Below are 20,328 nucleotides of genomic sequence, written 5' to 3' on the forward strand. Positions count from 1 at the left end.
GATTCAAGCACACTGAAAACCATCGGTTGAATTCTCGTCCTCCTTCTACACTCAATCCCCACAAGCCCCATCCCCCAACAAAGAGCCCCCATGACCACCCTCAATGACCGCTTGAAGCAAGGTAAGGATGCTCGCAAGAAATGCCCCCGCAATGCTCAAGCCGAGCCAGGAAAAATCAATCGCGACCCACTCCCGCTGATCAAGGCGTCCAGCGTAGGACGAATCAGCTCCCTGGTCGAATTACGCTACGGCCGCATGCTGGTCTCGCCGTTCACGTTCTATCGCGGCAATGCGTTGCTGCAAGCCCACGATCTGGGCGGGACCTCGAACATGGGCCTCGTATCGCCGATCTGCGGCGATTGCCACCTGATGAACTTCGGCGGCTTTGCCACGCCCGAACGCAATCTGTTGTTCAGCGTCAATGATTTCGACGAGGTGCATCCGGGCCCGTGGGAATGGGACCTCAAACGTTTGGTGGCGAGTTTTGTCGTGGCCGCGCGGGACCTGCGTCATGGCGAATCCGTCGAAGAAAGCGTCTGCCGCGAAGTGGTCGTCTCCTACCAGAGAACCATGCTCGAATGCGCCGAACAAAGCGCGCTGGAAAACTGGTACGAGTCCATCAGCTACGACGATCTGCGCAAACAGGCGAATAAAGCCACGCTGGAACATGTGGAGCGCGCCATCGAAAAAGCGGAACGGCGGACGCATGCCGAACTGCTGCCGAAAATCAGTGAGCGTGATGCGCAGGGTCGTCTGGTCATTCGCGATGACTTACCGGAGATTTTCCACCTGCACAAAAACACCACGCTGCTGGATGCCGACGATGACTGGCTGCGCCTCTCGGACTGGCGGGCGCTCTATGACACGTTTATGCGCGACTATCCAGGCACGTTGCAGGCCGACCGTCGAGCATTGCTGTCACGTTTCCATGTCCATGACTTGGCGTTCAAAGTGGTCGGTGTTGGCAGCGTCGGCACGCGTTGCCTGGTGGCGCTGCTGACCGATGAACAGGAGTTCCCGCTGTTCCTGCAATTCAAGGAAGCGCGGCGCTCGGTGTTGGCCGATTACGTGAAAGCCCGTTCAAAGGTGCGGCATGACGGTCAGCGAGTGGTCGAAGGTCAACGGTTGATGCAATCGGCCAGCGATCTGTTCCTCGGCTGGACCACCGGACCCAACGGTCGGCATTTCTATGTGCGCCAGTTGCGCGACATGAAAATTTCGGCCGAACTGGAGACTTTCGACGCACCAACGTTTGTCGCCTACGCTCGCGTCTGTGGCCGCGCCCTCGCCCGCGCGCATGCCAAAGCGTCAGGGCTGGCCGCACAGATCAGCGGTTACATCGGCAAGAGCGATGCGTTGGCCGATGCGCTCTTCAAGTACGCCAAAAGCTACGCCAAGCAGAACGAAAAGGACTTTGAGCGATTCCAGCAGGCCTGCCGCAAGGGCCGGTTACAGGCTCGCTCGGAGGCCGATTTCGCCGCCGACCACCTGCCGTAGAGGTGCTGGCACGGGGGCGTTCATGTGCATAAATTTTTCTTCACCCCCGCGCGCCTCTTCAACCGGTACATTGCCCTCGCTCATTCAAGAAACTACGGTTTGCCCGCCCTCCCGCGGGCTTTTTTTTGCCTTTTGATTGATAAGCTGTTGTTTGTCATCCAATGCCGCTCATTAACCTGCCGCAAATCACTCGCGACCACGTCATCGGGTGTACCATCGATACCTGTCAATCAGATATCAGTTAGCCATGTCCACGCTAAGCGAAGAGAGCCGTCAGATCGTAGCTTCTCTGGCGCACCGTGTTGGTCCCAATGCTGACACTGCAAAGACCGCTCAGGCGATCGTTTCGACCTTGCAGGATATGGACGCAGCCCTCACGCCCATCATTGGCCAGCAAGGGGTTGTCGCGCTCTATCGCCGCAGCCTTCACCTGTGCGCATCTACTCATCCGCCTCTGGCCAGCACTTGCGACAAAGTGCCGTCCGGCATGGATCTGACTGCCCTCACGTCTGTACTCGTCGAGCAAAGCGAAGCCGATGCATTGTTTTTCGGTGAAGTGTTACTGACCACTTTCTACGAGTTGCTGACCACGCTGATCGGGCCCTCGCTCACCGCACGTTTACTTCGTGACGTGTGGGAACCTTCTTTGAGCGACACCCCTTCGCAGGAAAATTCGCCATGAGCACCAAAGTGACTATCAACCGCTTGGCCACCGGCGTGCCAGGACTGGACGAGGTGCTGGGCGGAGGATTGCCGGAGTTTTCGTTCAACATGATCGCCGGCCCCCCAGGCTGCGGCAAAACCACCCTGGCGCATCAAATGATGTTCGCCCTGGCGACGCCCGAGCGCCCGGCGTTGTTCTTTACCGTGTTGGGCGAGCCGCCGCTGAAGATGTTGCGGTATCAGCAGCAATTCGATTTTTTCGACAGCGAAGCGATCAACCAGTCGATCCGCTATATCAATCTGGCCGCCGACACCTTGGCGGGGAATCTGGACGAGGTGCTGCGGCGCATTGTCAGCGAGGTGGAGGCGCACTCACCGGCGCTGGTATTCGTCGACTCATTCCGCTCCGTGGTGCTGGCCAGTGAGACTCAGGACAACCCCAACAACAACCTGCCGCAGTTCGTTCAGCAGTTGGGCATGTTGATGACCACCTGGCAGGCGACGACCTTCCTGATTGGCGAATATTTCACTGAAACTGACACCAACCCGATTTTCACCGTGGCCGATGGCCTGATCTGGCTGCGCCAGAGCGTTCAGCGCAACTCCATGGTGCGCAAGATGGAAATCATGAAGATGCGCGGCCAGCCAACGCTGCCGGGGCTGCACACCTTCCGTATCGCTACGTCAGGGATCAAGGTCTTTGCGCCTGCCGCCATCAACCCGGTTGAAGCGCCGCTGGAGTTCCCGATCAAGCGCCTGAAAATGGGCGTGCCGCAGCTCGACGAGATGCTCGGCGGCGGCCTGCCTTGCGGCTACTCCTTGCTGGTGGCCGGCCCCTCGGGCTCGGGCAAAAGCATTCTGGCAGCCACTTTCCTGGCCGAAGGCGCACGCAATGGTGAAACCGGCGTGATCGCCGTCTTCGAGCAACGGCCCAATCATTCCCAGAACGCTACCCTTGCGCGCCTGATCCAGAGCGGTCAGGTCGGTCTGGTGGACAGTCGCGCACCGGATCTGTCCATCGACGAAGTCGTGCAGTTGCTGCTGAGCGAGATCGATCGCCTGAAGGCCACCCGCGTGGTCATCGATTCTCTATCGGGCTTCGAATTGGCGCTCGCCCCGACGTTTCGCGAAGACTTTCGTGAATCGCTGTCGCGCATGGTCACCGCCCTGACCAGCATCGGCGTCAGTGTCTTGCTGACCTCGGAGCTGGAGGACCGCTACACCGACCTGCGTTTCAGCCCTTACGGCACCGCGTTTCTCACTGATGCAATCATCGTCCAGCGTTACATCGAAGTGCAGAGCCGCTTGTTGCGCATCATGGCCGTGGTCAAGGTTCGGGCCAGCGCCCACTCCGATGAACTGCGCCTGTACCGCATCGACGATAACGGCCTGCAGATCGGCGAAATGTTGCCAGACCAGGAAGGCTTGCTCGGCGGTCGGCCTACCCGGCGGCTGTTGAACAAAGACAGGGAATGAGCCAAAACCATGACTGAGGCCAATGGCAAGAACGAGCAAGCGATGGCCACGGCCGCTCGCGAACTGTTTCTGCTCGGCCAGAAAACCGTCGAGGCACGCGCGGCACTGGCAGCCCTGAACAAGGAGCTGAACGAGGCAAACGTCCAGCGCGCCGATAGCCAGCAGATCGAACAACTGATCGAGGCCAATCAACAATTGGTCCTGGCAATTCTGCTGGCGCAGTCAGATGCGGAAAAACCCCAGCGCTCAGCCGACGAGCAGCAGCGCTACCTGGAGATGCGCGAGACCAACGAACAACTGGTGTTGGCCGTTCTTAGTGCGCAACATTTGCAGGCATCGGCCGAGCACAGCCTGGCACAGCAGCGAAACATCCTCACCCTGGTCGCCCATGAACTGCGTAACCCGCTGACGCCGATCAGCATGATCGCGAGCCGACTGGTCCGCGTGCCGAGTGAAGAGCTGCCGCGCATGCAGGCCTTGATCGAAGGTCAGGTGCAACACATGTCGCGCCTGGTGGACGACTTGCTTGATGTCTCCCGCGCCAGCACCGGCAAGCTGCGCCTGGATTGCCGCATCGTCGACATGGTGCAGATCATTCAGGACGCCATTGCCGTGTGTAGCCCGTTGATGATCGCGCAACAACTGCATTTCACCGCGCAGCTGCCCAAGGGTGCGCTGGCTGTGAACGGCGATCCGGTACGACTCACGCAGATTCTCGGCAATCTGCTGGGCAATGCCGCCAAGTACACACCCGCCGGCGGCACGGTCACGCTGTCGGTCACCACCGAGGCCGAGCTGCTGGAAATCAGCATTTGCGATACCGGCATCGGCATTTCCGCCAAGGCATTGCCGTTTATTTTCGAGCCGTTTGTTCAGGACGTGCATGCGGTCGGATTCAATGGCGCCGGCCTGGGCATTGGCCTGACGGTGGTGCGTGAGCTGGTTGAAGCCCACGGCGGCACGGTCATCGGCACGAGCGACGGCGACCTCAAGGGCAGTACGTTCATCGTGACGTTGCCGCTCGCGGTTTGAACGATCCCTCACGCTGAAGCTGGGGCGTCAGGTTGACTCATTCGTCGGGCAATAAAAAACCGCCATTCCTTCGCAGGATTGGCGGTTTTTTCACACGGGGGGAGCCGTTTACGTTGTGACGTGCGGCTGTGCACGCTGCGCGAGCCGCTCATGCTTTTGCAGCACCGGCATCTCCAGCCGCGCTCGCCCGTAGAACGCCAGCGCCGTCAGCAAGCACGCCAACCACACGAAGATCCCGGCCCAGAAGGTGTGGGACATGTAGTGCCAGCCTTGCAGGACCCGCGTTGTGCCGTAGACGAATCCGAGCAGCAACGCGCCATACATCAGCGCCTTGGAATAGTGCCAGCGGTAGCGGCGCGCGACGAAGTACAGCGCAAGCATGGTGAAGCCGCCTGAAGCATGGCCGCCCGGCCAGCAACGACCATCACCGGCTTCCCTGAACAGCTGGAAGTTGTTGTACCACTCCATGTGGGCAATTTTCCCACCGTAGATAGTCGTTTCAATCGGGCAGTACACACTGGTGTGCGACTTGAGGAAGTGAATCACACCGGTGCAGATGGCAAACGCGAAGACCACAAACAGGAAGTCGCGACGATGGTTGTAGGCAAACCGCAGCACAGGGGCCGCTTTGCAGCGCTCCAGGAAGCTGACGAAACGCGGATATTTCTGCGTGTTGATCAGTGGCCAGACAAATGACAGGATCGCGCCGATCAAGGCAATCTCGGCAGTCCAGTTCGGAATGATCCGCGCCCATTTATGGGTCAGCTTTTCGAAGAAGCGAACCTGGTCCAGCGGGAAGGTCTGGGTGACCGGATCAAACAGAAGGTTGCTGAAAGCGATGTCGATTTTGGTCATGTCGAACATCAGGAAAACTACGGCCGCGCAGAGCAACGGAATACCAAAGTTCGCCCAATAAAAGCGTTGGCGGGAAGAAGTCAGCATTGTGTGTCCTGGTTCAGAGAAAAAGACTCATTCGGTGCTTACCGAGCGCCAATCGGAGGCTTCAATGAAACCCAGCATGCGCGGTGCCTGCTGTGATTGGGCGGAGATAAACAAAGAAGCGCCATAGCCTAACGTAGAAGTTGGTAACTTGAGGTCTTTTTCGAGCTGATCCATGCATTCGCTATGGGTCACAAGAATCAGATTGCGGCCCGCCACCTTGTGCGAAAGGGCATCGCGCAACATTGTGCCTTTGCAACTGACCAACCAGTCTTCGCCCACACCAACCTTGTTGAACATGTAGGTGGCCGTCTGCGCGGTACGAGTCATGGGGCTGTTGTAAATATCAGCCTTGCTCAACCCCATCTGTTGGAACTGTGCACCGACACTCACCGCGACGCTGCGCGAGCGCTCGGTGATGCCGTCATTACCGCTCAGGCACGCGGCTGTCGAGTGATCGCAGCGCTCGACGTGGCGCACCAGCACGATCACGTCACCTTTGGCCCAATCGGCGGCCAACGCACGCGCGCCCGCGACATTACCGTGCGCCAGATCCGGCACAGCAGCAGGCTGCAACAGCCAAATCGTCAATGGAATCACCAGCAGCGCAGAGGCAAGCACCACGATGGCATTTCGATAACGGCTTAAACGACCCAGTTTTATTGAGCGTTTTATCCCAGCCAGACTCAGTCTCAATTCCACATCAGGCCGCCTCGCCGGCATGCATTACTGTCATTCAAAGCGACAAGGCTAAATAAACGAGCGTCGGCGAACAGTGAAAGCTATGTGAAAAAAAGCTTAAGACTCAAAAAGCTTGTCACCGAATCCGCCCACAAAAACCTTTCAGCTCTCGCGATTGCTGCCGATACAGTCCTGCTACCCCCCCTTGCTGGCACCTAAAAACAACAATCTTCCAGCCAACCGACGATCAAAAGCGCAACGTTCCTGGAGGAATTTGATGAATAGCTGGTTCGGCAACATCAGCGTGAACATGAAACTGGGCCTGGGATTTGGCCTGGTTTTGGCATTGACCTGCGTGCTGGCCCTGACCGGCTGGACGAGCCTGGGCGGGCTAATTGACCGCAGCAACTGGATGAGCGACATCACCCAGCTCAACGCAGGCCTGACCAAGCTTCGAGTGGTTCGCCTGCAATACATGCTGACCAACGGCGATGAAACCGCCGCTCAGACCGTTCAGACCACCCTTGACGCCTTTTCCGCTCAGCAACAATCGCTGCTGTCGTCCTTCAAGAGCCCGGAAAACCTCAAGCTGCTCAAAGAGCAAGGCACCTACATCGACGCTTACAAGACGTCGCTTAATAAAATGCGCAGCGCCTACCGCACCGGCAACAGCGCCCGCGACGCCATGGGCGCCAACGCTGCAACCGCCGGCACGCTGATCGAAGCCATCAACACGGCTGTGCAGCAGATGCCCCTGAGTGATCAGCGCTTCGAACAATTCCAGGCCATCACCGCCGCCAAGGAAGCGTTCATCCTGGCCCGCTACGAGGTTCGCGGCTACACCGCCAGCTCCAACGCCGAGACCGAACAAAAAGCCATCAACCAGCTGGACGCGGCCATTGCCAGTCTCAAACCGCTCAACGTGCATTTTGCCGACAGCCAGCAAGACGCGTTGCGCCAGCTGGAAACCGCACTGAGCAACTACCGCAGCGCGTTGCAAGCTTATAAAGCGGCCAATTCCGACGCCGTGCAGGCACGCAAGGAAATGACTGATCAGGGCGCCGCTATCGTGACCCTGAGCGATCAGCTGTATCAGATCCAACTCGACCGCCGCGACGCCGAAAGCGCCCAGGCGCGCACGTTGCAACTGATCAGCACGTTGCTGGCGCTGTTGGTGGGCATCATTGCGGCGGTAATCATTACCCGTCAGATCACCGGCCCGCTGCGCGACACCCTGGCGGTGGTCGAACGCATCGCCAGTGGCGATCTGTCCCACGACGTCAAAGTGACTCGCCGCGACGAACTCGGCGTATTGCAGCAAGGTATCGCGCGCATGGGCGTGACCCTGCGTGACTTGATCAGCGGCATCCGCGACGGCGTCACCCAGATCGCCAGCGCCGCCGAAGAATTGTCCGCTGTGACCGAGCAAACCAGCGCCGGGGTCAACAGCCAGAAGATCGAGACCGATCAAGTGGCCACGGCCATGCACGAGATGACCGCCACCGTGCAGGAAGTCGCACGCAACGCCGAACAAGCGTCCCAGGCCGCAGCCGCCGCTGATGGCGAAGCTCGCGAAGGCGACAAGGTGGTCAACGAAGCCATCGCCCAGATCGAACGTCTGGCCACCGAAGTAGCGCGATCGACCGAAGCCATGAGCGTGCTGCAACAGGAAAGCGACAAGATCGGCAGCGTCATGGACGTCATCAAAGCCGTGGCCGAACAGACCAATCTGCTGGCACTCAACGCCGCGATCGAAGCGGCGCGTGCCGGTGAAGCCGGTCGTGGTTTTGCGGTGGTGGCCGACGAAGTCAGGGGCCTGGCGCAGCGCACCCAAAAATCCACAGAGGAAATCGAAGGTCTGGTGGCCGGCCTGCAGAACGGCACTCAACAAGTGTCGACGGTGATGAACAACAGCCGCGCCCTCACCGACAGCAGCGTCGCCCTGACCCGCAAGGCCGGTGTGTCACTGGAAAACATCACCCGCACGGTGTCCAACATCCAGTCGATGAACCAGCAGATCGCCGCCGCTGCCGAACAGCAAAGTGCCGTGGCCGAAGAAATCAGCCGCAGCATCATCAACGTGCGCGACGTGTCGGAACAGACCGCCGCCGCCAGCGACGAAACCGCTGCGTCCAGTGTTGAACTGGCGCGGCTGGGTAGCCAGTTGCAGCAGATGGTGAGTCACTTCCGGGTTTGATGTTCAGTCAGCGGTGAACGACAGATCCCATCGCGGGCAAGCCCGCTCCCACAGGTTCAATTAGCAACTTGTGGGAGCGGGCTTGCCCGCGATTGTTATCTATCCGTCACCAAAAGTGCTCAGGCCTGCCACGGATTGATCACCTCTATGCCGGGGAATTCAAAGTCCCGGACATTACGGGTGGCAATAGGAGCTCCGTGGCTTCGGCAGATGGCGGCAATCTGCGCATCAGCCATCGACGCCGTTCGACCGCTAGCTTCACAGCCGGCTACCAACGTCGCGTACTCCACGGCGGCGTGGGCGTCAAAAGGCAAAATTCTTCCGGCAAAGTCCTCTTCAAACATCGCCATGGCATGAGCTTCAAGCTTCTGTTTGCGCTTGCCAAACGGGAGCCGGGCGATGCCATGGAGAATTTCTGCCACGGTGACAGCACTGATAGCCAATTCCATCGCTGGCTGTGCATCAACCCAGGCAAGCACTTGTGTATTGGGCTCAACCCGCATGAACTCTGAAAGAATATTGGTATCGAGCACTATCATTCCGAGAAATCCACCGCGGTCGCTTTCTCCTGGCGAGAAGGAAGATCAAGCTCAACCCCTCCACTGTCGCTGAACCTGTTACGGATTCGACTGCCGAGCCCCCCCGCACGGCCTACCGTTGCCAAGGCTCTACCAAGAATCAGTCGAGCCTCTTCTTCCATGGAATGCCCATTGTGGGCAGCGGCTATACGCAACTGCTCCTTAATCTGATCATCCAGGTTTCTAATCGTAATGCTGGCCATGATGCCTCCTGCAATCAATGAAATCATTGATTGAGGCTAACACAACTCGCACCACTAAAAATGTTGAGCTGCTGGAAGGCCTTACGCACTAATCGCATTGGTAAACACCAACCGATTGCCGAACGGGTCGACAATGGTCATGTCCTGGCTGCCCCACGGCATGGCCTGAATCTGCGGGTGCGAGAACGTGTATTCCTTGGCCAGCAGTTGCTGCTGGAACGCCTCAAGTTCATCCGTCTCAATGCGCAGCGCTGAGCCTGGCGTGCTGTCGCCGTGATGTTCGGACAGGTGCAGAACGCATTCGCCACGTGACACTTGCAGGTACAACGGCAAATCCGGTTCGAAACGGTGCTGCCAGTCAACCGAGAAACCCAGGAAGTCGACGTAGAACTCCAATGCCTTGGTTTCATCGAAGATCCGCAGGATCGGGGTGGTTTTGCCGAAGCTCATGAAATTGCTCCCAGACTGGAAAGGCCCAGAGTGTAGCTGGGCAAGTATCAGCGCTTCGGCTTGGCGATGGCTTTCTTTAATTGCAATGTGCCATCACTGTGATGCCTTTCAAAGAAACCCATCGCGCAAATCCCCTTCCCGAGCCAGAAACCGCCCTTCCCTTCTACCGTTTGCCTGCCCCCCGCTGTAACTCAACACGCCGTTGATCCACACACCGTCAATCCCTTCCGCCGCCCGTTGCGGATCATTGAAGTCCGCCACATCGCGAATGGTCACCGGGTCAAACAACACCAGATCGGCCCAATGCCCTTCACGGATTTCACCTCGCCCCTTCAAGCCAAATCGCGCCGCCGACAATCCGGTCATTTTGTGCACAGCGGTGTGCAGCGGAAACAGCCCGACATCGCGACTGAAATGTCCCAGGACGCGTGGGAATGCACCCCATAAGCGTGGATGCGGAAACGGGTCTTCCGGTAATCCGTCAGACCCGACCATCGACAGTGGATGCGCGAGGATTCTTCGTACATCGGCCTCGTCCATCCCGTAATACACCGCACCGGCCGGTTGCAGTCGGCGAGCGGCTTCGAGCAACGGCACGCCCCATTCGGCGGCGATGTCCATCAAGTCGCGGCCGCCCAGTTCCGGGTGTGGCGTGGACCAGGTGATGGTGATGCGGTGGGCATCGGTGACTTGCTTGAGGTCCAAAGTCGAAGAGCTCGCCGCATAGGGGTAGCAATCGCAGCCCACCGGATGGGTTTTCGCGGCGTGTTCAAGGGACGCCAACAATTGCGGGCTGCGTCCCCAGTTACCGGCGCCGGCGCATTTGAGATGGGAAATGATCACCGGGGATTTGGCATGACGGCCAATCTGGAACGCTTCGTCCATGGCTTCCAGCACCGGTTCGAATTCGCTGCGCAAATGGGTGGTGTAGACCGCGCCGAACGCGCTCAGCTCTTCGGTCAGTTGCATCACTTCATCCGTGGACGCCGAAAAGGCGTTGGCATAGGCCAGGCCGGTGGACAAGCCCAGCGCGCCGGCCTCGAGGCTTTCGCGCAGTTGCTCGCGCATCGCAGTAATTTCATCCGGCGTGGCAGTGCGCATCAGGTCATCAAGATGATTGCTGCGCAGTGCCGTATGCCCAACCAATGCGGCGACGTTCAGCGTGGTGTTCGCCGCCTCGACTGCCGCGCGGTAGTCGCTGAACCTCGGATAAACAAAGGCTGCCGAAGTGCCCAGCAGGTTCATCGGGTCCGGCGGATCACCGCGCAAACTCACGGGCGAAGCACTGATCCCGCAATTGCCGACAATCACCGTCGTCACGCCTTGGCTGAGCTTGGGCAGCATCTGTGGCTGGCGGATCACCACGGTGTCGTCGTGGGTGTGCACATCAATGAAACCCGGCGCCAGCACCCGTCCGGCGCCATCGATTTCTTCGGTGGCGGTGGCATTGTGCAAGTCGCCGATGCGCTCGATGCGACCGTTCAGAATCGCCACGTCGGCGGGATATCCGGGGGCGTTGCTGCCGTCGATGATCAGGGCGTTGCGAATCAGCGTGTCGTACATCATGTCAGTCTCCCAGCGGCAAGTGATCGTCGCCGCCGCGGTAATCGTCCAGGGCGAGTTTGATCCGCCGCAGACGTTCTTGATTGTCTTCAGGATTGGCCAGCGCCAGCTCGGTGGCGAGCACGTCTATGGCCAGCAGCATGCCGTAGCGCGCCGCCGTGGGTTTGTAGATAAACGAGGTTTCAACGCCTTGCAGCGGCAGCAGCACATCGGCCAATTGCGCCAGGGGCGAATCGGCGCGGGTGATGGCGACAATGCGGGCACCGTAGTTGCGGGCCAGCTCGACGGCCTCGATCAGCTCGGGGGTGATGCCGGTCAGCGAGCAGGCAATCACCGCGCGTTCGGCATCGAGGCTGGCGGCGGTGACGCGCATCATCACCGGGTCGTGGCACGCCGCAATCGGGTAGCCGAATCGCACCAGCCGCACTTGCAGTTCGTCGCTGCACAAGGTCGAGCAACCGCCCATGCCGAATGCATGAATCATCCGCGCCTTGCCCAACAGTTTCACCGCATCGGCGAAACGCGACTCGTCGAATGCCGACAAATGCTGACGCAACGTCGATTCGATATCGCCGACGATCTGCCCATAAAACGCCGACTGCTCGGGCTTGCCCGCCGGGTCGAGAAAACGACTGCCAACGCCGCTGGCCTGAGCCAGTTGCAGGCGCAAGTCACGCAAGTCGCGGCAGCCCACGGTGCGGGCAAAACGCGACAGCGTGGCGGTGCTGACTTCCGCCCTCAGCGCCAGCTCGTCGAGACTGGCGGCGGAGGCAAATCCCACGTCGTCGAGCATCAGCCGAGCGATGCGTCCTTCGCCGGCACTGAAGGAATCTTGACGGGCGCGGATCTGGTAGAGGATGTCCATGGCGAGCGGCTCCGACTAAATCAGGTAGGAAAGACCCACGGTCAGCGCGAACGCCACCACTGAAATGATGGTTTCGAGCACGGTCCAGGTCTTGAAGGTCTGGGCAACGGTCATGTTGAAGTATTCCTTGATCAACCAGAAACCGCCGTCGTTGACGTGGGAAAAGATAACCGACCCCGCGCCCGTCGCCAGCACCAACAGCTCCGGGTGCGGATAACCCAGACCAATGGCCACCGGCGCGACAATCCCCGAGGCCGTGGTCATCGCCACCGTGGCCGAACCGGTGGCGATGCGCATCAGCGCGGCGAACAGCCAACCCATGATCAGCGGCGACAGGTGAAATTCATGGGCCAGGCTGACGATCTGGTCGGTGACCCCGGCGTCCACCAGAATCCGGTTCAAGCCGCCGCCGGCGCCGACCAGCAAGGTGATGCTGGCGGTGGGCGCCAGGCATTCGTTGGTGAACTTGAGGATCGATTCGCGGTTGAAGCCCTGGGCGATGCCCAGGGTCCAGAAGCTCAGCAAGGTCGCCAGCAGCAGCGCGATCACCGAGTTGCCGATAAACAGCAGGAACTGGTTGAAACCGCTGCCCGGCGTGGAGATCAGGTTGGCCCAGCCGCCGATCAGCATCAGCACCACCGGCAACAAAATGGTCGCCATGGTGATGCCGAAGCCCGGCAGGCTGTCGCGTGGCTCGCGGTCGAGAAACTGGCGCTCCAGCGGGTTTTCCGCTGGCAGTTGAATGCGCGGCACGATGAATTTGGCGTACAGCGGACCGGCGATGATCGCCGTGGGAATGCCGATCAGAATCGCGTACATCAACGTCTGCCCCACCGACGCCCCATAGACCTGCACCGCCAGCATCGCCGCCGGGTGCGGCGGCACCAGCGCATGCACCACCGAGAGCCCGGCAACCATCGGCAAACCGACCATCAGGATCGACACGCCGACGCGCCGCGCCACGGTGAACGCAATCGGCACCAGCAGCACAAAACCGACCTCGAAGAACAACGGCAGGCCGACCAGGAAGGCGATGCAGACCATCGCCCAGTGCGCGTTCTTCTCGCCGAAACGGTCGATCAAGGTGCGCGCCACCTGCTCGGCGCCGCCGGACTCGGCCATCATCTTGCCGAGCATGGTGCCCAGCGCCACGACCAGCGCGATGTGCCCCAGGGTCTTGCCGACGCCCGCCTCGTAGGCGCCAACCACGCCGGACGCGGGCATCCCGGCCAGCAAGGCCAGGCCGATGGACACCAGGGTAATGACAATGAACGGATTGAGTCGGTAACGGGCGATCAGAACGATCAGCGCAATGATGGCGATGGCGGCATACACCAGCAGCCAATAGCCGAAGGACAGGGTCATGCGGTACTCCTCGAAAGGGTCACGTCGAATGGGTTGTGAAACTCATAAAACATTTCGAGAGGTGATTTTCAAACGAGGCGAAACTAATTTTCGTGCAAGGGTAAGGGTTGTCGCTTAGAGATATGTGCGGTCGGTCGATATGAAAATCCGATAGGAGAATTTACATGCCGATCGTTGCAGATCGTTCCCACGCTCTGCGTGGGAATGCATCCTGTGACGCTCTGCGTCACGACTTGCGAAGGGACGCGGAGCGTCCCGGGCGGCATTCCCACGCAGAGCGTGGGAACGATCATCAAATTCAGTCGTGATTCACCCGGGCACGCTTGAGCAGTTTCTTGCAGCGCTCGGACAAGTGCAGCACGCGCAGGTGTTTGCCGGCCTTGTCGTAGCGTTCACGCAGCGTCTTTAGCGCGGCGATGGCCGAGTAGTCGACAAAGCTCAGGTGCCGGCAATCGATCGTCACGACGGGTGGATCGTTGGCGGGATCGAATTGATTGAGAAAAGGCGTGGTCGAGGCGAAGAACAGCGTGCCATGCAGGTGATAAAGCTTGCTGCCGTCGGCTTCAAGATGACTGTCGGCATAGAGCTCGCGGGCCTGCTGCCAGGCGAAGTTGAGCGCGGCAATGATGATCCCGCAGAGCACGGCGGTGGCCAGGTCGGTGAACACGGTAATGACCGTGACAGCGATGATGACCAATACGTCGTTCAGCGGCACCTTGTTCAGCACCCGCAGCGACGCCCAGGCGAAGGTTTGTTGCGACACCACAAACATCACGCCGACCAGCGCCGCCAAGGGAATGCGCTCGATCAGCGGCGAAAGAAACAGAATGAACAACAGAATCAGCACCCCGGCCACCACCCCCGACAATCGTCCGCGACCGCCGGAACTGAGGTTGATCACCGTCTGGCCGATCATCGCGCAACCGCCCATGCCGCCCAACACACCGGAGACCATATTGGCCGCGCCCAGCGCCACGCATTCGCGATCCGGAAAGCCACGGCTCTCGGTGATCTCGTCGGTGAGGTTCAGGGTCAGCAGGGTTTCGAGCAGGCCAACCAGCGCCATCAAAATCGCGTAGGGCGCGATGATCCGCAGGGTGTCCAGATTCCACGGAATGTCTGGCAGCGCAAATGTCGGCAAGCCGCCAGCGATGTGCGCCATGTCGCCGAGCGTGCGCGTCGGCAAGCCAAGCACAAACACCGCCAGCCCAACGCCCAGAATCGCCACCAGTGCCGGTGGCACCGCACGCGTCAGGCGCGGCAGCAGGTAAACGATCGCCATGGTCAACGCCACCAGCCCGGTCATCAGGTAGAGCGGCGCGCCACTGAGCCAGACGTCACCACTCTTGAAGTGCTCAAGCTGAGCCAGCGCAATGATGATTGCCAGGCCGTTGACGAAGCCGAGCATCACCGGGTGCGGCACCATCCGCACCAGTTTGCCGAGCTTGAGCAGCCCGAACGCCAGCATGATCAAACCGCCGAGCAATACCGTGGCCAGCAAATACTGCACGCCGTGCTGCACCACCAAGGCAACGATCACCACCGCCATCGATCCGGCCGCACCGGAGACCATGCCCGGACGTCCGCCGAAAAGCGCGGTCAGGGTGCAAATGATGAAAGCGCCGTAAAGCCCCACCAACGGGTTGAGGTGGGCTACCAGCGCGAAGGCGATGCATTCGGGAAGCAGGGCGAAAGAGGTGGTGAGTCCGGCCAGGACATCGGCGCGCAGACTTTTTGATTTCATGGCTTACCCAACAATACGGGCCGCAAGACGTGGCCGAAAAAGAGGGAGCGGATGTTACGGAATCGAAGACGAACCGGCCAGTTGTCCGGACGCCTGAAATGCAATCGCGAGCAGGCTCGCTCCCACATTTGTCCTGCGTCGTTCCCATTTTTTTGGATCGACACAAGTCCCCTGTGGGAGCGAGCCTGCTCGCGATGAACGATGACGCGGTTTAAGGCGAACTCACACCATCTCGTCACGAATCCAGTCGACCACCGACGTCCGCTTCGGCACCCAACCCAGCAATTCACGGGCTTTTTTGCCACGCACCCGGCTGTTGGAGCCCAAACCATAGTTGGCCATTTCATAACCCCACTCGGCTTCGGCGTCCTTGAGCGGCCAATCTTGTGGCGCGTCCAGTTTCAAGGCCTGCGCCATGGCGGTGGTCATGTCGATGAACGACGCCTCACCGCTTTCGACGAAGTAGAACGTGCCCGGTACGTTCTTGGTCAGCGCCAGCAGGTACAGAGCCACTACATCTTCAATGTGGACGTTGGACCAGATGTTCTGGCCAGTGCCGACATGCCGTACCACGCCACTTTTGCGCGCTTGTTTCAACAGGCGTGGCAATTGCACGCTGTCGCGATTGACCCCAAGGCTATGGCCGTAGATCAGGGTGTTGCAGATTACCGCCGAGTTCACGCCGTCTTTCGCGGCAGCGAGAATCAGGTTGTCGATGGCCACACGAGCGGCCTTGTCGACGGTCGGTTCCGGCAGGTTGTCCTCAACGTAGATGACGTCGCTGGATTTGCCGCCCGACGCATCGCCGACGATGCTCGAGCCGCTGGTGTGCAGGAACACTTTGTTGGAACCGCGCAAGGCATTGAGCAAGGCCTCCACTGCGCCGCGATGGTCGCTGCTGGCGGCATTGATGACAGCGTCGGCGGCCCGGGCCTGTTCGGCCAACAGCGCGCTGTCGTCAAGCGTACCGATCACCGGCGTGATGCCCAATGCGCTCAGTTCATTGGCTTGTGCTTCGCTGCGGACCAGGCCGGTGACCTTGTGGCCAGCCCGGACCAGACCGGTGGCGATGGAGCCACCGATGAAACCAGCAGCGCCGGTAACGAATACGTTCATGGAGAAACTCCCTGCGTTAATAAGTGATGCGACGAGTATCAGGGACTGACCGCAGGCGAAAAATCCCTGTTGACCCAATTCACTCTTGCGCAGGAATCACGAATCAGCCCTTGAAGTCCGAATTCGCGTACACCGCCAACTTGCCCTGGATGAAGTCCAGGAAACACTGAATCCGCAAGGCCAGTTGCGAGTTTCGGTAGTACACCGCGTTGATCGGTTGGCGATAGCCGCTGTTGAACTCGGCCAGCAGCACTTTCAAGCGCCCGGCACGAATGTCCTCGATGGTCATGAAATGCGAGAGGCTGGCAATGCCTTGGCCTTCCAGCGCCAGTTGCCGGATCGTCTCACCGCTGGACGCGCCAATCGCCGCCTGAATCGGCCAGCGATCACCGTGCACATAGCGCAACGGCCACTGGTTGAGCCCTTCGTTGTGGGTAAAGCCCAGCAATGAGTGCCCGCTCAATTCCTCGACAGTCTTGGGCGTGCCGTGTTGCTCAAGGTAAGCCGGGCTGGCAACGATGTGCAGCGGACTGCAACCCAGGGAGCGTGCGTGCAAGGTCGAGTCGGCCAGCGTGCCGATGCGGATGGCGATGTCGGTGCTTTGTTCGAGCAAGTCGATGATCAAGTCGTTGCTGTTGAGTTCAAGCTGGATGTCGGGGTAAAGCCGGCGAAACTCATCGATGTACGGCACGATGGCATGCAGCATGAACGGTGATGCCGCGTTGATCCGCAGGCGCCCGGACGGGGTTTGCTGACGGGAATTGAGGCGCTCTTCGAGTTCATCCATCTGATCGAGAATCAGCTTGGCGTGCTCGAAGAAATACTTGCCCTCCTCGGTCAGGTCCATGCGCCGCGTGGTGCGGTTGATCAGCGTGGTATCCAGCTTGGCCTCCAGCCGCGACAGCGTGCGGCTGACCGCCGAAGGCGTTTGCCCGACCTGTTCGGCCGCAGCGGAAATCGACCCGCACTCAATCACGCAGACGAAAATCTGCAATTCATCGGATCTGGCTTTCACGGATGCCCCTCATTCAAAAACTGGCTTGATAGTAGCTGGATGCGGGGCAAAAGGAACCTTACGCCGGCAGGCCGAACACCTCGGTCAAATGCTGTTCGTAGCGTGCGACATCGGCTTCGATGTTCGGGCGTTTCATGACATCGACACACAGGAACGTCGGCAAACCGGTCATGCCGAGAAACTCGTTGGCCTTGTGGAACGGGAAGTACACCGCGTCCACGCCCTTGGCTTCGAAGAAGTCGGTCGGGTCGTCGAAGGCTTGTTGTGGCGCGTTCCAGGTCAGCGACAACATGTATTGCTTGCCGTGCACCAGACCACCGCTGCCGTATTTTTGCGAGGCGTCGGAACGGGTGCGGCCGTCACTGGCATAGAGGCTGCCGTGACCTTCGGTGAAGACTTCGTCGATGTACTTCTTGACGGTCCACGGCGCGCCCATCCACCAACCGGGCATCTGATAAATGATCACGTCGGCCCAGAGGAATTTGGCGACTTCTTCGGCGACGTCGTAACCCTCGTCGATGAACGTGGTTTTCACGTCCAGACCACCGCGATCCAGCACGCTCAGCGCGGTGTCGTGCAGGGTGGTGTTATAGCGGCCATCGGAGTGGGCGAATTTTTTGCCGCCATTGAGCAACAGGACTTTTTTCATGAAAGGTCTCATAAAGGTCAGAAATTGGATGGCGGCAGGTTAGTGGTCAGCCTCGCGCGGAGTAAGCACCAACCGGGCAAAATTCATTTGACCCACACGCACGAATCGACCTTGAATTGTTGCCGTAGACTTGCGGCCGATTCTGACTTCTTGAGATTTTTTGATGAGTGATTTGCAAGGCTTCATCCTGCACGCCAAGACCCGCCCGGAAAAATCCGACGCCTTCGAAGTGTTTTTCAGCGGTTATGTAGAGGCAAGTCGTGCCGAGCCCGGCTGCATCGAGTACCACATGCTGCGCGACAAACAGGACCCGACGCTGTTTATCTTCTACGAGATCTGGCAGTCCCAGGCCCACCTCGACGTGCACTCGAACCTGCCGCACATGCAGCAGTTCCGCGACATGCGCATGGAGTACCTGGAACGGGATTTCGATATCCGCGCCATCGAGATGCTCAGCCCGTCGTCCGCTACCCGTTGATCAGCAAGTGGCCGCCGAGCACGCCGAGGCCTACGAAAAACACACGCTTGAACACCACGGCACTGATCCGCTGACGCAGCCACTGGCCCAGTAACATGCCGAGGACTGCGGGGATCAGCGCCAGCAATGACGCGCTCAATTCGCCGCCCCCCAAAGACCCGCGCCAAAACAAACCGGCGGCCAGTGCGAGTGTCGAGATGGTGAACGACAGGCCCAGCGCCTGCACCAGTTCATCCCTGTTTAAGTCGAGAGCTTGCAAATAAGGCACCGCCGGAATCACGAAGACCCCGGTGGCCGAGGTGATCATGCCGGTCAACAGGCCGCACAGCGGGCCAAGCCAGCACTCGCCTGGGCCATCGATGCGCAAGGTCGGCAGGAACAACCCGCTCAACGCGTAGAGCAACAACGCAGCGCCCAAACCCCGCACCACCCAATGACCACCCGCCATGCCAATCCACAGCGTACCGACGCCGGTGCCGATGAAGATCGTCAGCAGCATCGGCCACAGCCGTTGGACCAGCCCACTCAAGTGCCCGCCGAATGCCAGCTGCCAGACATTGGTGAGAGTCGCCGGGATGATCAACAGTGCAGCAGCCTGTGACGGCGCCATAGCCAGACCAAGTAACCCCATGGCGATGGTGGGTAAGCCGAGCCCGATGATGCCCTTGATCATGCCGGCCAACAGGAAGGTGGCGATGACCAATAACGAAAGGGCCAGGCCGAGGTTTTGGTAGAACGCAGCGAGAGTATTCATGGGGCTATGGTGAGCCTCGACTGGCCGCTTGAAAATCTGCCATATACTGAGGCTGCCTCTTGTATTGCAAGAGGCTGATACCTACGTCGCGTTGACGAGCGCTATCGCGAGCCTGCTCGCGATAGCGAACTCTCAGACAACACCTATTCAGAGCCTGCTGCGATGCACTTCGACCTGACCGACCTGCGCCTCTACCTGAACATTCTCGACAGCGGCAACATCACCGCTGGCGCCGCCTGCAGTCATTTGTCGCTGGCTGCAGCCAGTGCGCGAATCCGCGCCATGGAGTCTTCGCTCGGTATCGAGTTTCTGCAACGCGGTCGTCGCGGCGTCGCGCCCACACCTGCTGGCAAGGCGTTGGCCAAACACGCCCGAACCTTGCTGCAACAGGCCGAACGCATGCAACAGGATTTGGCCGAATACGCCAAGGGCGTCAAAGGGCAGGTGCGCCTTCTGTGCAACACCACGGCGATCACCGAATACCTGCCGGAGTTGCTCGCCGACTTTCTGCGCGAGCATCCCAATCTCGACATCGACCTTCAAGAGCTGCCCAGCGCCCGCATCACCCACGCGTTGCGTCAGGGTGCGGCCGACTTGGGTATCGTGTCCGACGCCGTCGACACCGCTGACCTGCAGACCCGCGCCTTTCGCGATGACCCACTGGTCCTGATTGTGCCGCCCGAGCACCCTCTGGCCGATAGCGAATCCTTGAGTTTCAGCGACACCCTGCACCACGATTTCGTAGGCCTGAACGCCAACAGCGCCTTGGCCGTGTACCTCGAAGAACAGGCATTACACATCGGTTCGCGCTTGAAGATCCGCGTGCGCGCCGATGGTTTCGACGGGGTGATGCGCATGGTCGCTCGCGGTGCCGGGCTGGCGATCGTGCCGCTCGCGGCCGTCGAACGCTGGCCTGGGGATCCGCCCTTCAAGAGCATCGCGCTGCAAGAATCATGGGCTCAGCGCAAACTCCTGATCGGCGCCCGGGACTTCGCGGCGCTGCCCGGCTATGCAAAGGCGCTGCTGGAGGCCTTGACCCTCCCCTGAAGGGCAGACTTTACCC

At 59.8% G+C, this 20,328-nt stretch carries 19 protein-coding genes and 2 pseudogenes; 8 read left to right on the forward strand and 13 right to left on the reverse strand.

Going from position 1 to position 20,328, the window contains the following annotated elements:
- The first annotated feature begins 90 nt into the window (after positions 1-90).
- The 4 genes from ACM6I0_RS31315 (at position 91) to ACM6I0_RS31330 (ending at position 4,668) form a co-directional block, all read left to right on the forward strand.
- On the forward strand, positions 91-1,497 hold the full coding sequence (locus tag ACM6I0_RS31315) for a DUF2252 domain-containing protein (RefSeq protein ID WP_285430706.1): 1,407 nt from the start codon (positions 91-93) through the stop codon (positions 1,495-1,497).
- Positions 1,498-1,744: 247 nt separating this feature from the next.
- Entirely contained in the window at positions 1,745-2,179 is a 435-nt protein-coding gene (locus ACM6I0_RS31320; protein WP_414924081.1) for a hypothetical protein, read from the forward strand.
- Positions 2,176-3,636, forward strand: a complete 1,461-nt coding sequence (locus ACM6I0_RS31325) for an RAD55 family ATPase (RefSeq protein ID WP_414924082.1) — start codon at positions 2,176-2,178, stop codon at positions 3,634-3,636. Before ACM6I0_RS31320 ends, ACM6I0_RS31325 begins: the two co-directional genes overlap by 4 nt.
- 9 nt (positions 3,637-3,645) lie before the next feature.
- Positions 3,646-4,668, forward strand: coding sequence for a sensor histidine kinase (locus ACM6I0_RS31330; protein ID WP_414924083.1), 1,023 nt, complete (start codon positions 3,646-3,648; stop codon positions 4,666-4,668).
- Between the two features lie 108 nt (positions 4,669-4,776).
- On the opposite strand, the gene ACM6I0_RS31335 is transcribed toward ACM6I0_RS31330, so the two are convergent.
- Positions 4,777-5,610: a phosphatase PAP2 family protein gene (locus ACM6I0_RS31335; protein ID WP_414924084.1), complete on the reverse strand. Its 834-nt coding sequence runs from the start codon at positions 5,608-5,610 to the stop codon at positions 4,777-4,779.
- A 27-nt stretch (positions 5,611-5,637) separates the two neighbouring features.
- The gene (locus ACM6I0_RS31340; RefSeq protein WP_285430702.1) at positions 5,638-6,309 is read right to left on the reverse strand and encodes a histidine phosphatase family protein; all 672 of its coding nucleotides are present in this window, start codon (positions 6,307-6,309) and stop codon (positions 5,638-5,640) included.
- A 289-nt stretch (positions 6,310-6,598) separates the two neighbouring features.
- On the opposite strand from ACM6I0_RS31340, the pseudogene ACM6I0_RS31345 reads away from it, so the two are divergent.
- Positions 6,599-7,579 (forward strand): annotated as a pseudogene (locus ACM6I0_RS31345) (methyl-accepting chemotaxis protein); the annotation flags it as partial.
- 309 nt (positions 7,580-7,888) lie between these two features.
- Positions 7,889-8,485, forward strand: a pseudogene (locus ACM6I0_RS31350) (methyl-accepting chemotaxis protein); the annotation flags it as partial.
- Between the two features lie 119 nt (positions 8,486-8,604).
- Here ACM6I0_RS31350 and ACM6I0_RS31355 read toward each other — a convergent pair.
- The 10 genes from ACM6I0_RS31355 to ACM6I0_RS31400 form a co-directional block, all read right to left on the reverse strand.
- Complete coding sequence (locus ACM6I0_RS31355; protein WP_414924085.1) at positions 8,605-9,024, reverse strand: type II toxin-antitoxin system VapC family toxin; 420 nt, start codon at positions 9,022-9,024, stop codon at positions 8,605-8,607.
- Positions 9,021-9,266 (reverse strand): FitA-like ribbon-helix-helix domain-containing protein, encoded by a 246-nt coding sequence (locus tag ACM6I0_RS31360; RefSeq protein ID WP_414924086.1) that lies wholly within the window; start codon positions 9,264-9,266, stop codon positions 9,021-9,023. Before ACM6I0_RS31360 ends, ACM6I0_RS31355 begins: the two co-directional genes overlap by 4 nt.
- Positions 9,267-9,347: 81 nt before the next feature.
- Positions 9,348-9,716, reverse strand: coding sequence for a glyoxalase superfamily protein (locus tag ACM6I0_RS31365; protein WP_414924087.1), 369 nt, complete (start codon positions 9,714-9,716; stop codon positions 9,348-9,350).
- A gap of 108 nt (positions 9,717-9,824) precedes the next feature.
- Positions 9,825-11,282, reverse strand: a complete 1,458-nt coding sequence (locus tag ACM6I0_RS31370) for an N-acyl-D-amino-acid deacylase family protein (protein WP_414924088.1) — start codon at positions 11,280-11,282, stop codon at positions 9,825-9,827.
- Position 11,283: 1 nt separating this feature from the next.
- Complete coding sequence (locus ACM6I0_RS31375; protein ID WP_414924089.1) at positions 11,284-12,144, reverse strand: MurR/RpiR family transcriptional regulator; 861 nt, start codon at positions 12,142-12,144, stop codon at positions 11,284-11,286.
- A 15-nt stretch (positions 12,145-12,159) separates the two neighbouring features.
- Positions 12,160-13,509 (reverse strand): gluconate:H+ symporter, encoded by a 1,350-nt coding sequence (locus tag ACM6I0_RS31380; RefSeq protein ID WP_285429394.1) that lies wholly within the window; start codon positions 13,507-13,509, stop codon positions 12,160-12,162.
- Positions 13,510-13,807: 298 nt separating this feature from the next.
- Positions 13,808-15,253 (reverse strand): SulP family inorganic anion transporter, encoded by a 1,446-nt coding sequence (locus ACM6I0_RS31385; protein ID WP_414924090.1) that lies wholly within the window; start codon positions 15,251-15,253, stop codon positions 13,808-13,810.
- Between the two features lie 222 nt (positions 15,254-15,475).
- Positions 15,476-16,369, reverse strand: coding sequence for an NAD-dependent epimerase/dehydratase family protein (locus ACM6I0_RS31390; RefSeq protein ID WP_414924091.1), 894 nt, complete (start codon positions 16,367-16,369; stop codon positions 15,476-15,478).
- 103 nt (positions 16,370-16,472) lie between these two features.
- On the reverse strand, positions 16,473-17,384 hold the full coding sequence (locus ACM6I0_RS31395; protein WP_222589669.1) for a LysR family transcriptional regulator: 912 nt from the start codon (positions 17,382-17,384) through the stop codon (positions 16,473-16,475).
- Positions 17,385-17,442: 58 nt separating this feature from the next.
- Positions 17,443-18,033 (reverse strand): NAD(P)H-dependent oxidoreductase, encoded by a 591-nt coding sequence (locus tag ACM6I0_RS31400; protein WP_090175823.1) that lies wholly within the window; start codon positions 18,031-18,033, stop codon positions 17,443-17,445.
- Between the two features lie 163 nt (positions 18,034-18,196).
- Between ACM6I0_RS31400 and ACM6I0_RS31405 the strand changes: the two genes are divergently transcribed.
- The gene (locus ACM6I0_RS31405) at positions 18,197-18,511 is read left to right on the forward strand and encodes a putative quinol monooxygenase (protein ID WP_285430689.1); all 315 of its coding nucleotides are present in this window, start codon (positions 18,197-18,199) and stop codon (positions 18,509-18,511) included.
- Here the strand turns inward: ACM6I0_RS31405 and ACM6I0_RS31410 are convergent.
- Positions 18,501-19,265, reverse strand: coding sequence for a sulfite exporter TauE/SafE family protein (locus ACM6I0_RS31410; protein WP_414924092.1), 765 nt, complete (start codon positions 19,263-19,265; stop codon positions 18,501-18,503). The genes ACM6I0_RS31405 and ACM6I0_RS31410 overlap by 11 nt on opposite strands.
- A gap of 162 nt (positions 19,266-19,427) precedes the next feature.
- Here ACM6I0_RS31410 and ACM6I0_RS31415 point away from each other — a divergent pair, with 162 nt between their 5' ends.
- Positions 19,428-20,312, forward strand: a complete 885-nt coding sequence (locus ACM6I0_RS31415; RefSeq protein WP_285430687.1) for a LysR substrate-binding domain-containing protein — start codon at positions 19,428-19,430, stop codon at positions 20,310-20,312.
- Positions 20,313-20,328: the final 16 nt, after the last annotated feature.

This window comes from Pseudomonas sp. IT-P294 (genome assembly GCF_949767865.1).
GTDB lineage: Bacteria > Pseudomonadota > Gammaproteobacteria > Pseudomonadales > Pseudomonadaceae > Aquipseudomonas.